General features: G+C 73.8%; 6 protein-coding genes and 2 pseudogenes. 4 read left to right on the top strand and 4 right to left on the bottom strand.

All coding sequences use genetic code 11. The features are described 5' to 3' along the window. Nucleotides 1-452 precede the first annotated feature (452 nt). Both ACWD4G_RS34805 and ACWD4G_RS34810 read left to right on the top strand, forming a co-directional pair. Nucleotides 453-3395, top strand: a complete 2943-nt coding sequence (locus tag ACWD4G_RS34805; protein ID WP_451300798.1) for a lantibiotic dehydratase — start codon at nt 453-455, stop codon at nt 3393-3395. Between the two features lie 112 nt (nt 3396-3507). Further along, complete coding sequence (locus tag ACWD4G_RS34810; protein ID WP_451300685.1) at nt 3508-5223, top strand: carboxylesterase/lipase family protein; 1716 nt, start codon at nt 3508-3510, stop codon at nt 5221-5223. A 60-nt stretch (nt 5224-5283) separates the two neighbouring features. Here the strand turns inward: ACWD4G_RS34810 and ACWD4G_RS34815 are convergent, their stop codons facing one another. Genes ACWD4G_RS34815 through ACWD4G_RS34825 form a run of 3 tightly spaced genes read right to left on the bottom strand, consistent with a single transcriptional unit; the run spans nt 5284 to nt 8975 of the window. Then, nucleotides 5284-6534: an MFS transporter gene (locus ACWD4G_RS34815; RefSeq protein WP_451300687.1), complete on the bottom strand. Its 1251-nt coding sequence runs from the start codon at nt 6532-6534 to the stop codon at nt 5284-5286. Nucleotides 6535-6573: 39 nt separating this feature from the next. Then, nucleotides 6574-7302 carry a response regulator gene (locus ACWD4G_RS34820; protein ID WP_451300689.1) on the bottom strand — a complete coding sequence of 243 codons (729 nt, stop codon included), beginning with the start codon at nt 7300-7302 and terminating at the stop codon, nt 6574-6576. Beyond that, on the bottom strand, nt 7299-8975 hold the full coding sequence (locus ACWD4G_RS34825; RefSeq protein ID WP_451300691.1) for a sensor histidine kinase: 1677 nt from the start codon (nt 8973-8975) through the stop codon (nt 7299-7301). The genes ACWD4G_RS34820 and ACWD4G_RS34825 overlap by 4 nt, the downstream gene beginning before the upstream one ends. 312 nt (nt 8976-9287) lie before the next feature. Between ACWD4G_RS34825 and ACWD4G_RS34830 the strand changes: the two are divergent. Together ACWD4G_RS34830 and ACWD4G_RS34835 are read left to right on the top strand one after the other, a co-directional pair. Beyond that, nucleotides 9288-9962: pseudogene (locus tag ACWD4G_RS34830) on the top strand (ABC transporter ATP-binding protein); the annotation flags it as partial. Nucleotides 9963-10315: 353 nt separating this feature from the next. Then, nucleotides 10316-12775, top strand: coding sequence for an FtsX-like permease family protein (locus ACWD4G_RS34835; RefSeq protein ID WP_451300693.1), 2460 nt, complete (start codon nt 10316-10318; stop codon nt 12773-12775). Nucleotides 12776-12821: 46 nt separating this feature from the next. Here ACWD4G_RS34835 and ACWD4G_RS34840 read toward each other — a convergent pair. Beyond that, a pseudogene (locus ACWD4G_RS34840) lies at nt 12822-14717 on the bottom strand (ATP-binding SpoIIE family protein phosphatase); the annotation flags it as partial. Between the last annotated feature and the right edge of the window lie 141 nt (nt 14718-14858).

The following is a 14858-nucleotide window of genomic DNA, read 5'->3' on the forward strand; positions in this document are numbered from 1 at the left end:
CCCGTGACCCGGGCGTGGCTGCCGGCGTCGGCGGAGGGCGTGGGGCGTCGGTGGAGGATGCCGGGTCGGAGGGGCCTACGGGTCGTCTTGCGGACACCGGTTCGGGGAGCCTTCGCCGTCGTCAGGCGGAGGGTGTGGCAGAGGGCTCGGGTCGGGCTCGTCCGGATGCGGGGTCTGATCGCTCCCGTGACCCGGGCGTGGCTGCCGGCGTCGGCGGAGGGCGTGGGGCGTCGGTGGAGGATGCCGGGTCGGAGGGGCCTACGGGTCGTCTTGCGGACCCGGGGTCGGGGAGCCTTCGCCGTCGTTACGCGGATGGTGGATCGGAAGGCTTGGGTCGGGCCCGCACGGATGCCGGGTCGGATGGTTCGGACCGCCTCCGTCCGGATGCCGGGCCTGATCGCTCCCGCCATCTCGGCGTGGATGGCAACGCCTGGGGAGGGCGTGAGGCGTCGGTGCGGGACGCCGGGCCGGATGACTCACGCCGCCCCAGTGCAGACGCCCGGCCTGATCACCCCTGTCCGGACGCCCGGCTTGATCACCCCCGCCCAGACCTCCGGTCTGATCACCCCCGCCCGGATGCCCAGCCCGGTCACTCCCGCCGGCACCCCGGTACGGACGCCGATGTCGACGGTGTGCGGGAGGTGTCGGTGCGTTGGACTGTGGCCGTGGAGGCTGTTTTCGCGGGGGCTCGGTGGCCCGTCGCGTACGGCGCTCTGGTGGAGCGGGTTCGGCGTCGGCTGCCCGACGCTCCGGTCGGGGCCGTCGAGGGGCTTGTGCTGGAACTCGTCGCTCTCGGCATGCTGTTGACGGACCTTCCGCCGTCGCCGGGGGAGTCGGACCCGTTGGCCCATGTGGTCGGCCGGCTGGCGGGCGTTCAGGCCGCGCGCGGCGCCGCCGACCCACGGCCGGGTGTCCCGGAGGCGTCCGGAGAGGCCGGGCGGCTCGTGGAGGTGGCCGAGGCGCTCGCCGCGTACGCCGCCTGTCCGCCCGGCGGGGGACTGGCCGCGCTGCGCGTCGCCGAGAGGCGTATGGGCGCCCTCGCGCACAGCACGCATCACCTGGCCGTCGACACCCTCCTGGACGCGGACATCGCCCTCCCGCACGCGGTCGCCGAGGAGGCGCGACGTGCCGCCGATCTGCTGTGGCGGCTCGGTCCACCCGTCACCGCCGCCGTGCGTCCCCTCGCCGCGTACCACCGTGACTTCCTCGAACGCCACGGCGTCGACCGTGCCGTACCGGTGTCCGAACTCCTCGACCCCGTGGGTGGGTTGGGCGCCCCGGCGCCTCAGGTGTCTCACCTGCCTCAGGTGCCTCAGGTGGCGGTCGTGTCCGGGCCGTTGAGCGACCGGGACCGTCTGCTGTCCGCCCTGGCCCACGAGGCGAACCTGCGAGGCGTCCAGGAGGTCGTGCTCAGCGATCGGGATCTCGATGTCCTGACCGATGACTCCGGTACTCCTCCCGCCTCGGCCGAGATGGTGTTCCAACTGCTGTCGCCGTCCGAGGAGGCGCTGCGCGACGGCGACTTCACCCTGGTCGCGTCCCCTCTCACCGGGACCTGGCCCGCCGGGGCCCTGTGGGCGCGTTTCGCCCACCTGATGCCCGACGCCGCGCGCCGTCTCGCCGGGGCCGCGCCCCTGGCGCTCACCGGAACGGCGGCGGCGGACCGTACGGTGATCCCGGCCCAGCTGTGCTTCCGGCCGCTCCTCGCCCGCGCGGGCAACGTCGTCCGCACCCCCGGCTGGCTCGAACACACCATCGCTCCCGGCACCTTCGGCGAAGGGCCCGACGCACGACGACTGACCCTGGACGACCTCGCTGTCGTCGGCGCCCCGGACCGGCTCCGGCTGGTCTCCCTGCGGCACGACGGGCGGGAGATCGCCGCGGGCACCTTCCACATGCTCGACACCGCCCGCCTCGCGCCCCCGCACGTACGACTGCTCCAGCTGCTGACCCTCGACGGCGTCCGGCCCCTGCTCGGCTGGGACTGGGGCCCGGCCCGCGACTGGCCCCAGCTGCCCGGCGTACGGCATGGGCGGACCGTGCTCTGCCGGGCCCGCCGACTGGTGCGCGACCCCGACGTCCTCGGCCCCGAAGTCCTCCACGGTGAAGCCGAGTTCACCCAGTGGTACCGCGCCCTGCGGGCCTGGCAACGCCGTTGGCGGGTGCCCGACCACGTCGAGGCCGGGACCGGCGACCACCGGCTGCCGCTCGACCTCTCCCGGCAGACGGACGCCAAACTGCTGCGCGAGGAACTGCGGCGTGACCCGGACACCGCGTTGTACGACAGGCCGGACCTGGGCGGGGGTGACAGGGGAAGCGGGGGTGCCGCCTCGCCTGGCTCACCCGGCACGGCCGGCCCGCCCAGTGGGTCCCACCGGCCCAGTACGGGCTGGCTCGTCGGCCCCCGTGGGAGTCATGTCGCCGAAGTCTCCGTACCCCTGCTGCGCCACGCCGCGGTCGGCGGTACGGGCCCTCGTGCGGCGGCGCGCCCACCGGTCCTCCTCCGCGCGGCCCCTCCCGGTGACGGTCTTCCGGGCGGGCCCTGGCTGTACGCCAAGCTGTACTGCCCGGGGGAGTCGCAGGACACCGTCCTCACCCGGTATCTGCCGGACCTGCTGGACGCCCTGCCGCCCGAGGTGGACCGCTGGTTCTACGTCCGCTACGCCGACCCTCGCCCGCATCTGCGACTACGGCTGCACGGCGAACCCCGTTCGCTGACCCGCGACGTGCTCCCCACGCTGCACGACCTGGCCGCCGACCTGCGGCGACAGGCGCTCGCCGACCGGCTGTCGCTGGACACCTACGAGCCCGAGACGGAACGGTACGGAGGCACGGCCGCGACCTTGGCGGCGGCGGAGCGGGTGTTCCACGCCGACAGCGTGGCGGCCCTCGTACAACTGCGTCTTCTGGACTCGGCGCGTCCGCCGGTCGACCCGCTGTTGCTGGCCGCCGCCGGTCGGGCGCATCTCGGCTGGCACCAGGTCCGGGGCGGGCCAAAGGAGCGGGCCCGGAGCCTGCTCGCCGTGGCGCCCCGTGACGCGGACCACCGTGTCTTCCGCGAGCGTCGCCGGGAGACGCTTCGGCTCGTGGACCCGTTCGGCGAGTTCGCCGCGTTGCGGGACGCCTCGTGGGCGGCGCCCCTCCTGGAGGCGTGGCGGGCGCGGGCGGACGCCGGGGCCGACTACCGGCGCGTGCTCGCGAACACATGGCCGGGCCCGGCACCCGAACGGGTCCCGGCCGAGTCGGCGGTGCTGGCCTCGCTGCTCCATATGCACCACAACCGGCTGGCCGCCGACCCGTCGCTGCTGCCGGAGGGGCAGGTGGCCGCCCTCGCCCGTGGCGCCGTCGAGGCCCATCTCGCGCGACGACAGGCAGGACGTGACCATGCCACGTGACCGAGTGACGTGACCGAGTCGCATGACCGAGTCACGTGATCGAGTCAGGTGACACGAATGAAGCGGCGCCTCCCGATGGGCGTCGTCGGACTCCCGGAAGGAACGGTGAGTGATGAAGAAGCAGCGTGGCCTTCTGGCCGCGTCCGTGACCGCCGCCTCGGTGCTGCTGAGCGCGGCGGTCGCCCAGCCGGTCACGTACGCGCGGGGGAACCCGGGGACCGATGGCCGGACCGTGGTGGTGCGCACCGACAAGGGGGCGGTGCGCGGCACGGTTTCCGCCGGGTACCGGATGTTCCAGGGCATCCCCTACGCGGGGCCGCCGACCGGTGAGCACCGGTGGGCCTCCCCGCGCCCCGCGCGCCCCTGGCGGGGAGTCAGGGACGCAACCCGGCCGGGACCGCTGTGCCCGCAGGTGCCCGCCCAGTACGGCGGCATCGCCAGCCTGGAGGAGGACTGCCTGGTCCTGAACGTCACCGCCCCGGACCGTCCCGCCCCACACCATCCCGCCCCGGACCGGTCGGCCTCGGTCCACTCGGCCTCCGACCGGTCCGCCTCGGCCTCTTCCGGTGCGGGCCGCAAGGCGCCGGTGCTGGTGTGGATTCACGGGGACGGCGCCATCGGCGGGGGCCAGTTCTTCGACGCCCGGCGGCTCGCGGACCGCGGGCTGGTGGTCGTCACCGTCAACTACCGGCTCGGGGTCTTCGGCGGCTTCGCCCACGACGGTCTGACCGGGTCGGGGACCTTCGGGCTGCAGGACCAGCAGGCCGCGCTGCGCTGGGTGGCGCGCAACGCGGCGGCCTTCGGCGGTGACCCCGGCAATGTCACCGTGGCCGGCTCCTCCTTCGGCGCCGCGTCCGTCGTCGGACACCTCGCCTCCCCCGCCGCCGAGGGCCTGTTCCACCGGGCGGTGCTCTCCAGCGGCGAGGGCATGATGGACATGCCGGCCGGGATGATGGGCCCCGAGGTGCCGGCGTACCGGTGGTACACCTGGCGCACCCTGCGTGAACTGCGCGACACCGGGCGGGACACGGCGGCCACGCTGGGCTGCGCGCACTCCGAGCCCGCCCGCGCGCTGCGCTGTCTGCGGGCGCTCCCGGTCAAGCGCATCCTCGACGTCCCCCATGTGATGAACGCCTTCCAGGCCTTCGCCTTCGGCGCGGGCGTGCTGCCCGAACTGCCGGAGAAGGCCCTGCGCAAGGGCCGGTTCCACCGGGTGCCCGTACTGTCCGGGGCCACCCGTGACGAGCACCGGCTGTTCGTCGGGCTGACCTGGGACGCGGTGGGCGACAAGCTCGGCGAGGAGGAGTACAAGGCGCTCGTCACGACCGCGTTCGGGCCGGAGCTGCGGTCCACCGTGCTCGCCGAGTACCCGGCCGCCGCCTTCCCCTCGCCCGCGCTCGCCTGGGCGACCCTGGTCACCGACCGTATGTGGGCACGCGGGACATACGCCCAGAACACCGCCCTGGGGCGCCATGTGCCCACGTACGCCTATGAGTTCGCCGACCCCGACGCGCCGATGTATCTGCCCGTGCCCGGCAAGGACTTCGACTTCGGCGCCTATCACGCCTCCGACACCCCGTACGTGTTCGAGGACGAGGCCGCGAGCAAGCTCTTCACTCCCGCCCAGGTGAGGCTCGCCGACGCCGTCACCGATCACTGGGCCGCCTTCGCCGCGACCGGCACACCCGAGCGGCGTGGGTCCGCTCCCTGGCCGGCGTTCGTGCCGGGCTCCCCGGCACCGCACACCCAGTCCCTGGCCCCCGACGCCATCGGCCCCGTCGACTACGCGAGGACCCACAACCTCGACTTCTGGCACCGGCTGCCTTGAGCCCCTCAGTTGCCGGACCGGACGGCCACCCCTCAGTCACCGAACTGGGCCGACGGGCCCTCAGCGGACCCGGTAATCGGCCTCCGGGGTCCGTACCGGGCGGCGGAGGAGGTAGACGCCCGCCGTGGAGACCAGGAGGGCCATGCAGGCGATGAAGGCCAGGCCCGCGCCCTCCAGGCCGATCCGTTCCGTCAGCAGGCCGACGCCGATGACCGGGAGCGAGATGCCCGTGTAGGCCACCACGAACAGGGTCGAGATCACGGCGGCCCGGCGGTCGGCGTCGGATGCCCGGGCCACTGCGGACAGCGCGCCCCGGAACGCCAGCCCCTGCCCCGCCCCGCCGACGAGCGCGCTCAGCACCACCAGCGACAGCCGGTCCCAGTGGAGCGCGCCCGCCAGCAGCGCCAGCCCGGCGAGGAGCGCGGCGCAGCCCAGGGGGAGGGAGCGGCCCACGCCGACGCGGCCCACGGCCAGTTGTCCGGCGGTCGAGGCGAAGAAGGCGAGGGCGACGACCAGGCCGCTCACCGCGTGGTCGCGCACATCCAGGGACTCGGCGAGAAAGGCCGGGCTCACCGAGGTGAACACCCCGAACAGGGCGAACCCCACGAAGGAGGCGACCGCCGCCGGGCCGAACACCGCCCGTACGCGCGGCGGCAGCGCGGGCCGCTCGGGCCGTACGGTGCTCAGCGGACGCCGCTCCCGCACGGTCTCCGGAAGCCGCAGCAGGACCGCCGCCGAGCAGGCCACCAGGGCGAGATGGACGACGAACGGCAGATACAGCGGCCAGGCGGCGTACTGGGCGAGCAGCCCGGCGAGGAGGGGGCCGCACCCGAGTCCGCCCATGTTCGCGGCGGTCGCCACGAACGTGGCCCGCGAGACACCGTCGGGCGGCGCCAGCTCCATCACGTACGCCGTCGCCGCGCCGGTGAACAGGCCTGCGGACAGCCCCGACAGCAGCCGCCCCGCGTACAGCCAGCCCAGCGCGGTGGCGCAGAGGAAGCAGAACGCGCTCGCGGCGGCGCAGCCGAGGCCCCACAGCAGGACGGGGCGTCTGCCGACGGCGTCGGAGGCGTTGCCGACGAGCAGCAGTACGCCGATGACTCCGACGGAGTAGACGGCGTAGACGACGGTGACCGTCAGCTCGGAGAAGCCGAACTTCTCCTGGTAGAGCGGGTAGAGGGGGGTCGGCAGGGTGGTACCGGCCATGCACACCGCGAAGACCGCCCCGGCGAGCAGACACCGACGCAGGCCTAGGTCTGGGCTTCGACCTTGGCCTCGGTCTCGGTCTCGGTCTCGGTGGTCACCGTCCATGTCGCCGACGGTAAACCGGCGTGGGGTGGCGTGCCGGGTTCAGGGGAGCGAGCCGTTCCCGGTGGCGGGGGTGCGTGGGGCGATCAGGCCCGTTTCGTAGGCCACCACCACCGCCTGGGCGCGGTCGCGTAGACGGAGTTTGGCGAGGATGCGGGCCACATGGGTCTTGATCGTGGCTTCGCTGAGGTGGAAGTGGGCGGCCAGTTCGGTGTTGCTGAGGCCGGTCGCCAGGGCGCGGAGGACCTCCAGTTCGCGGGGGGTGAGAGGGGAGAGGTCGCGGTGGAGGGCGGGGGACTCCGGGGCGGGGGAGACGAAGCGTTCGATGAGGCGACGGGTGATGGCCGGGGACAACAGGGCGTCGCCCGTGCGGGCCAGGCGTACGGCGGCCACCAGGTGTTCGGGGGTGACGTCCTTGAGGAGGAACCCGGTGGCGCCCGCCGTGAGGGCGGCGTAGACGTAACGGTCCAGGTCGAAGGTGGTGAGCATCAGCACCCGGGGTGGGGGCGGGGCCTGCTCGGGGCGCGGGTCCGTCAGGATGCGGCGGGTGGCTTCCAGGCCGTCCGTGCCGGGCATGCGGATGTCCATCAGGACCAGATCGGGGTGGGTGCGTTGGACCGCCTCGATCGCCTCCTCGCCGTTCGCCGCCTCCGCGACGACCTCGATCCCGTCGGCCGTAAGGATCATGTTGAAGCCGGTGCGGACCAGGGCCTGGTCGTCCGCGATTACCACCCGGGGCGCGTCCTCGGCCCGTTCCCTTCGGGCGTTCACGGCCGGTCCAGGGGGATGGTCGCCCGTACGCGGTAGCCGCCGGTCGGGCGGGGGCCGGTGTCGAGGGTGCCCCCGTAGACGGCGAGGCGTTCGCGCAGACCGAGCAGGCCCCGGCCGGAGCCGGTGTCGGCGGACGGGCGGGGGGTGCCGCCGGTGTCCGTCACCTCGATGCGTACGGCCTGCGGGGTGTGGTCGACCGTCACCCGTACCCGGGCGCCCGCCGCGTGCTTGACGGTGTTCGTCAGGGCCTCCTGCACCACGCGGTACGCGGCCAGGCCGGCGCCCGGCGGCAGGGGGACGGGGGTGCCGGTCACCGTCAGCTCCACCGGGACGCCGGTGTCGCGTACGCGGTCGGTGAGGGCGGGCAGTTGGTCGAGGCCGGGCTGGGGGGTCAGGTCCTGATCGTCCATGGGCATGGGCATGGGGGTGGACAGGGACGTGCCCGTGCCTGTCCCCATTCCCGTGTCCCTGTCCCTGTCGCTGCCCCTGTGCCCGTGGCCGTGCCCGTCGTGCGGGTTTCGGGCGAAGGGGTCGTCCTCGTCGGACATGGTCAACAGGCCCATCACATGGCGCAGTTCGGACATCGCCGTGCGGCCGCCCGCCTCGACGGCGAGCAGCGCCTCGCGGGCCCGGTCGGGCGCGGCGTCCATCACCTTGCGGGCCGCGCCCGCCTGGATCACCATCACGCTCACATTGTGGGTGACGACATCGTGCAACTCCCGTGCGATACGGGAACGTTCGCGGTCCACCGCCAGCCGGGTCGCCGTCTCCTGCTCGGTCTGGAGGGCGTGTACGCGCTGCTTCCAGACGTGGATCGCGTTGGCGCCGAGGCCCACGCCGAGCAGGATCAGGAAGGGGATCACGGCGGGGGTGACATCCGGGAGGTTCTCCTCCGGGAACGCGGCGATCAGGCCCGCGCCCACCACCAGGCTGGTGATCGCGCGGAGCCGGTACGGGCTGTAGACGGCGGCGCTGTACGCGGCGATCACACACGACAGGAACGTGTAGACCGTGGTGTCGCTCGCGCCGAGGCGCTGGTTGAACAGCAGGGTCGTCGCGATCACCGCCCAGAAGGCGGTCAGCGGGTGGCGGCGGCGTACGGCCAGGGGGAGCGCGGTCAGGGCGGCCAGGAGCAGCTGGGCGGGGTGGACCGGTTCGAGGGGTTCGAGCAGGTACACCGGTGGGGGCGCCGGCGGGCGCGGTAGCACTGAAGGATCGAGTGGGAGGGCGCTCGCTCCCGGCAGCGGTGCCGTCGTCGGCTCCGGCGGGGTGATCAGCAGGTCGGGAGGGATCGGGACCGCGCTCACGCCCTGGTGCAGTGCCGTGACCACCGTGCACGTGGCGAGGAGGACGGCGAGCACCGCGTCGGCCGTCCACATCCAGCGGGACGGGCGGGGCAGGGGGCTCGTGGCCCGCAGAAGCGAGAGCTGGGCGAGGCAGGCGGTCTTTCCTCGCCGCGCCAGGGCGCCGAGCCGCCCCCGCCGTATCAGGTCGGCGATCCTCCCTCGCCGTATCCGGTCGCCGAGCCCACTCCACCGTGGCGGCTCGGCGGCCCTCGCTGCCGGCTCCGCGCCCGCTGTCGGCTCCGCGCCAGCTGTTGTCTGTGCGCCTGTTGTCGTCTCCGCCCGTGCGGATCTCGTCGTTTCCGTCCCGTCCGTCCCGCCGCCGCCCATGGCCACAGTGTGGCAAGCGGCGTTCTGCGTCGGCATCCGTCCCGGTGAGGAGGCGGGCTCCCTCTCGCGCGTACATCTCAGGGATGACCCGTGGGCCGGGTCCGCCCTGTACGTCAGACGGGTTCGGCGTCGCGGGTGACGACCGTCGGCCCCGGCCTCCCTAGCGTCTTGGCGAACCGTCGACCACCGGCCAAGGGAGGCTTCGTGGCAAGGCCCACGAGCAGGAACGCGAGCACGAACACCGGAACGGGCACCGGAACTGGCACCGGCCCGGGCACTGGAACGAACACCGGCACGGCAGGCGATGCCGTCATCGACATCCGGGACGTCACGCGGGCGTACGGCGGTGAAGGGCCGCCGGCGCTCGACGGCGTCACGCTGAGCGTGCGGGCCGGGGAGGCGGTGAGCGTCATCGGTCCCTCGGGGAGCGGGAAGTCGACGTTGCTCAATCTCATCGCCGGGCTGGACCGGCCCGGGTCGGGGAGTGTGACGGTCGACGGGGTACGGGTGGACGCGCTGAGCGAGGCCGGGTCGGCCCGGTATCGGCGGGCGAAGGTCGGGATGGTCTTCCAGTTCTTCCATCTGCTGGACGATCTGACGGTCGCCGACAATGTGCAGCTGCCGGCGCGGCTCGCGGGGATGGGCCGGGGTGAGGCACGGCGACGGGCGGCGGAACTGCTGGGCCGCCTCGGCATCGACCGGCACTCCGGCGCGTACCCCGGGCGGCTGTCCGGCGGAGAACGCCAACGGGTCGCCGTCGCACGGGCGTTGATGAACCGTCCGGCCCTGCTGCTCGCCGACGAGCCGACCGGAGCCCTGGACACCGCCTCCGGCGACGACGTCCGCACCCTGCTCGGCGAGCTGAACGCCGCCGGGCAGACCATCGTCCTCGTCACCCACGACCTCCACCTCGCCGAGTCCTGCGCCACCCGAACCGTGGAACTGGTCGACGGCCGCATCACACGGGACACCCGTCACGGCACCGCAGGGGAGGGGGCCGCCTTGGGGGGTGGTGCGCGGACCGGTACAGGGGAAGGGGGATGGACCGGGGGCGGGGCCGGCCGCCGGGATGGCTTGACGAGGGGAGCCGGGGGCGGGGACGGCCGTTCGGGCGGCTTCGCGGGCGGAGCCTCGGGCCTCGGTGGTGTCGCCGGTGGTGGCGACGGCGAACCCGGAGGCCGCGGCGGCCGTCCCGATGGCTTCGCAAGGGGAAGCAACGGCGGTGTTGTGGGCGGGGCAGCGCCCGGCTCGGAGACCGGTGGTACGTCCGGGGCCTCGGGCGGAGCCCCCGATTCCGGTGGTCTCGCCGGTGGTGGCGACGGTGCCGCGGTGGTGGGGCGATGAGTGCGCTCGGGCGGGTGGTGCGGGCCGGGGTGGGGCGGCGGCGGGTGCAGACCGGGGTGATGGTGTTGACCACGCTCATGGCCGTCACCGCGTCGGTGCTGGCGGCCGGGCTGCTGGTCGCGGCGCGGGCGCCCTTCGACCGGGCCTTCGCCGAGCAGCACGGGGCCCATCTGTTGGGGCGGTTCGACGGTACGAGGGTGACGGCCGCGAAGCTCGCGAAGACCGCCGACGTGCCCGGCGTGACCGCCACCGCCGGGCCCTTCCTGACTCTTTCGGTACACCCCCGGACCGCTTCGGCCACGGACTTCGTGCCGGCCGGGATCGAACTGCCGCCGCTGACCGTCGTCGGCCGGGCGGACGCGGGCGGTGACGTCGACGAACTCGACCTGGTCGAGGGCGCATGGGCCACCCGGCCGGGCCAGATCGTCGTGGCCGACGGCCGCACACCCCTGCGGACGGGCGCCCGCCTGACCCTCCCCGACGCACCGGGCTCCCCGACCCTGACGGTGGTCGGCGTCGCCCGCTCGGTCACAGGTACCGCGGACGCCTGGGTCACCCCGGGCCAGGCCGAGGAGTTGGCCGCGGTGGACAAACAGCCGTCGTCGGCGCCGGACCCCAACTCGGCCTCCGCCCCCTCGGCCCCCTCCCACTCCTACGACATGCTCTACCGTCTCCAAGACGCCGGCACCGACTCCCAGGTGGACGCCGGTCGTTCGGCGGTCGCCGGCGCCGTGCCGGACGGGGCCATGACGGGCGCGCTGTCGTATCTGACGGTCAAGCAGGAGCGGACGGCTAACGCGATGGCGTTCGTGCCGTTCCTGGTGGCGTTCGGTGGGCTGGGGCTGTTTCTGTCGGTGCTGGTGATCGGGATCGTGGTCAGCGGGGCGGTGGGCGCCGCGACCCGGCGGATCGGGGTGCTGAAGTCGCTCGGGTTCACCCCGGCGCAGGTCGTACGGGCGTATGTGGCACAGGCGTTGATCCCGGCCGGCGTCGGCTGTGGGCTCGGGCTGGTGCTGGGCCACGTACTGAGCGTGCCGGTGCTGGACGAGGCCGGGGCGGCGCTCGGTTCGTCGGCGGCCTCGATACCGCTGTGGATCGATGTCCTGGTCGGCGGCGGCGCCCTGCTGCTGGTCGCGGGCGCGGCGCTGGTGCCCGCCTCGCGTGCCGGGCGGCTGCGCACCGTCGAGGCCATCGCCGTCGGGCGGACGCCACGGGCCGGGAGCGGGCGGCTGGTCCGGTGGGCGCGGCGGGCCCTGGCGCGGCTGCCGCTGCCGCGTGCCCTCGGGCTGGGGCTCGCGCAGCCGTTCGCCCGGCCGGGCCGTTCGGCGACCGTGGGCGCGGCGGTCGGCTTCGGCGCCGTGGCCGTCACCTTCGGTCTGGGACTCGCGCTGACACTGGGCGCGGTGCAGGAGAACCGGCTGCTCAACTCCGCGGGTGAGGTGGTCGTGGCGGCCGGCGGACGGCAGGGGCCGCCCGGTGCGGATGTCGTCCACGCGGGAGACGGCCGCAAGGAACCGATCGACCCGGAGGCCGTGGCCGCCGTCCTGCGGGCCCAGGAGGGCACCGCACGCTTCTACGGCACCGCCCAGACGGAGCTGAGCGCCTCGGGGATCACCGGGGCGACGACCGTCGTGGCGTACGAGGGCGACTCGGAGTGGGGCGCCCCCACGATGGTCGCCGGGAAGTGGATCGACGGGCCGGGGCAGGCCGTGGTCACCGCCCGGTTCCTCAAGACGGCCGGGATCGAGGTCGGGGACACGGTGACCCTCACCGAGGCGGGTCGGCGGGTCGACGTACGGATCGTCGGGGAGGCGTTCTTCACCGAGGGCGACGGCATGGAACTGCTCACCTCCACCGCCACCCTCGCCGAACTCGGGCCGGGGCAGGACGGGGCCCGGCCGGGCAGCTTCCACGTACGGACCGCCCCCGGCACGGACACCGCCCGCTACCTCGACTCCCTCAACACCGCGCTCGAAACCGCCGCTCCCGGCGCCTCCGCCCAGGCCGCCACCGCCGGCAACTCCAGTGTGCTGGTGGCCATGAACGCCCTGATCGGCATGCTCACCCTGATGCTGGTCGCGGTCGCGGGGCTCGGCGTCCTCAACACGGTCGTCCTCGACACCCGTGACCGCGTCCATGACCTCGGCGTCCTCAAGGCCCTCGGGATGACACCCCGCCAGACCGTCGCCATGGTGGTCACCTCGGTCGCCGGGATCGGACTGGTCGTGGGGCTCGTCGCCGTACCGCTCGGGATCGTGCTCCATCACGCCGTAACGCCGCTCATGGGCGACGCGGTCGGGCTGACCCTCCCGGACGCCTACATCACCGTGTACGACAGCCCACCGCTGCTGGCCTCGCTCGCCGCGGGCGGACTGCTGATCGCGGTGGCGGGCGCACTGCTCCCGGCGGGCTGGGCGGCCCGGACGAGCACGGCCACGGCGCTGCGCACGGAGTAATGGGAGTGAACGGAGCGAGGGGCGCCGTTCCCACACCTGCGGCCGTCTACGGCACCCGGAGGCTTCGTTGGTGCGTCGGCAGTGCCTGTTCCGCCCAGATCGTCTTGCCCGTCGACGTCTGGCGGGTGCCCCAGCCCTGGGTGACCTGGGCGACCATGTGCAGGCCCCGGCCGCCCTCGTCGAAGGCGCGGGCGCGGCGCAGATGGGGGGCCGTGCTGCTGGCGTCGGAGACCTCGCAGATCAGGGTGCGGCCGCGGATGAGGCGCAGGCCGATGGGGACGGCGCCGTAGCGGATCGCGTTGGTGACCAGCTCGCTGACGACGAGTTCGGTCACGAACGCGACCTCCTCCAGGCCCCAGAGCGCCAGTTGCCGCGAGGCCTCGGCGCGGGCGTCCGCGACGATCGCAGGGTCGGCGGGCAGCGACCAGGTGGCGACCTGGTCGGTGTGCAGTGCGCGGGTGCGGGCGAGGAGGAGGGCCACGTCGTCGGCGGGGGTCTCGGGCAGCAGCGACTTCAGGATGTGCTCGCAGGTGGTCTCCAGGGACGGCAGCAGTGAGGCCAGGGCCTCGCACAGGCGGTCGAGGCCGGCGCCGATGTCGTGGTCGCGGGCCTCGATCAGCCCGTCGGTGTAGAAGGCGAGCAGGCTGCCCTCCGGGAGCTCCACCTCCGTCGCCTCGAAGGGGAGGCCGCCGACCCCGAGCAGCGGGCCGGGGGAGAGTCGGATCACCTCGCACGAGCCGTCCGGGTACAGCACGACCGGCGGCGGATGCCCGGCGCTGGCGAGCGCGCACACCCTCGACACCGGGTCGTACACGGCGTACAGACAGGTCGCGCCGATCTCACCGGCGTACGGCATCTCCGCGTCGTCGGGGAGGGGCTCCTGGTAGTACGTCAGATGAGCGACCAGGTCGTCGAGATGGGTGAGCAGCTCGTCCGGCGGCAGATCGACGTCCGCGAGGGTGCGTACGGCTGTGCGCAGCCGCCCCATGGTGGCGGAGGCGTGCAGCCCGTGCCCGACCACATCGCCGACGACCAGCGCGACCCTCGTCCCGGACAGCGGCACCACGTCGAACCAGTCGCCGCCCACCCCGGCCCCCGAACCGGCCGGCAGATAGCGGAACGCCACCTCGACGGCCGCCTGCTCGGGCAGGTCGCGCGGCAGCAGACTGCGCTGGAGGGTCAGCGCGTTGGTGCGCTCGCGTGTGTAGCGGCGGGCGTTGTCCATCCCGACGGCCGCCCGGCCCGACAACTCCTGGGCGAGCACCAGATCATCCTGATCGAACGGCTTCGAACCGTTCCGGCGCGCGAAGAACACCACCCCCAGCGTGACCCCCCGGGCCCTGAGCGGCGTCGCCATCACCGAGTGGAACCCGAACTTCCGGACCCGGTCGATCCGGGTCCTGTCCTCCATGACCCACCGCCGGTAGTCCGGGTCGTCCTGCCCGCTGAGCAGCGGTTTCCCGGTGGCCAGCGCCCGCGCGGGCGGGGAGAACGGAGGGTAGGCGTCCAGGTCGCCCAGCCGTACCGCCGCCTCGGGCACCCCCTCGTACGTCGACTGGTGCGCGACCCTGCGCAGCGCCACCGCCGTGTCCAGCGGGCCGGGCGCAGGTTCCTGGCCGCGCAGTACGGAGTCCAGCAGATCCACGCTGACGAAGTCGGCGAGCCGGGGGATGACCATGTCGGCCAGTTCCTGCGCGGTGCGGGTCACGTTCAGGGTCGTGCCGATGCTGGTACCGGCCTCGTTCAGCAGCGCCAGCCGCTGCCGCGCCCAGTGCTCCTCGCTGCTGTCGAAGGTCGCCGTCCCCACCCCGCGCACCTCACCGGTCACCGGGTCCTTCACCGGCCACATCTCGGTGATCCACGCCTGCTGCCGAGAGGAAAGGGGCCCGGGCGCGGTCCGCTCATGACGCAGAGGTCGCCCTTCCACGGCCACACGTTCGACGAGAGGGAGGAGATCGGGGTCGGGGAGCGAGGGGGTTGGCGGGGCTGAGGCTGCCGACGGGCTCGGGTGAGCTGAGATGGCCACCCCCGGCGGCCCGCCCGGCCCACCGGATACGGCCGACCCGCCCGGCCTTCCCGGCTC

The sequence above is a fragment of the Streptomyces sp. NPDC002643 genome (genome assembly GCF_053592555.1).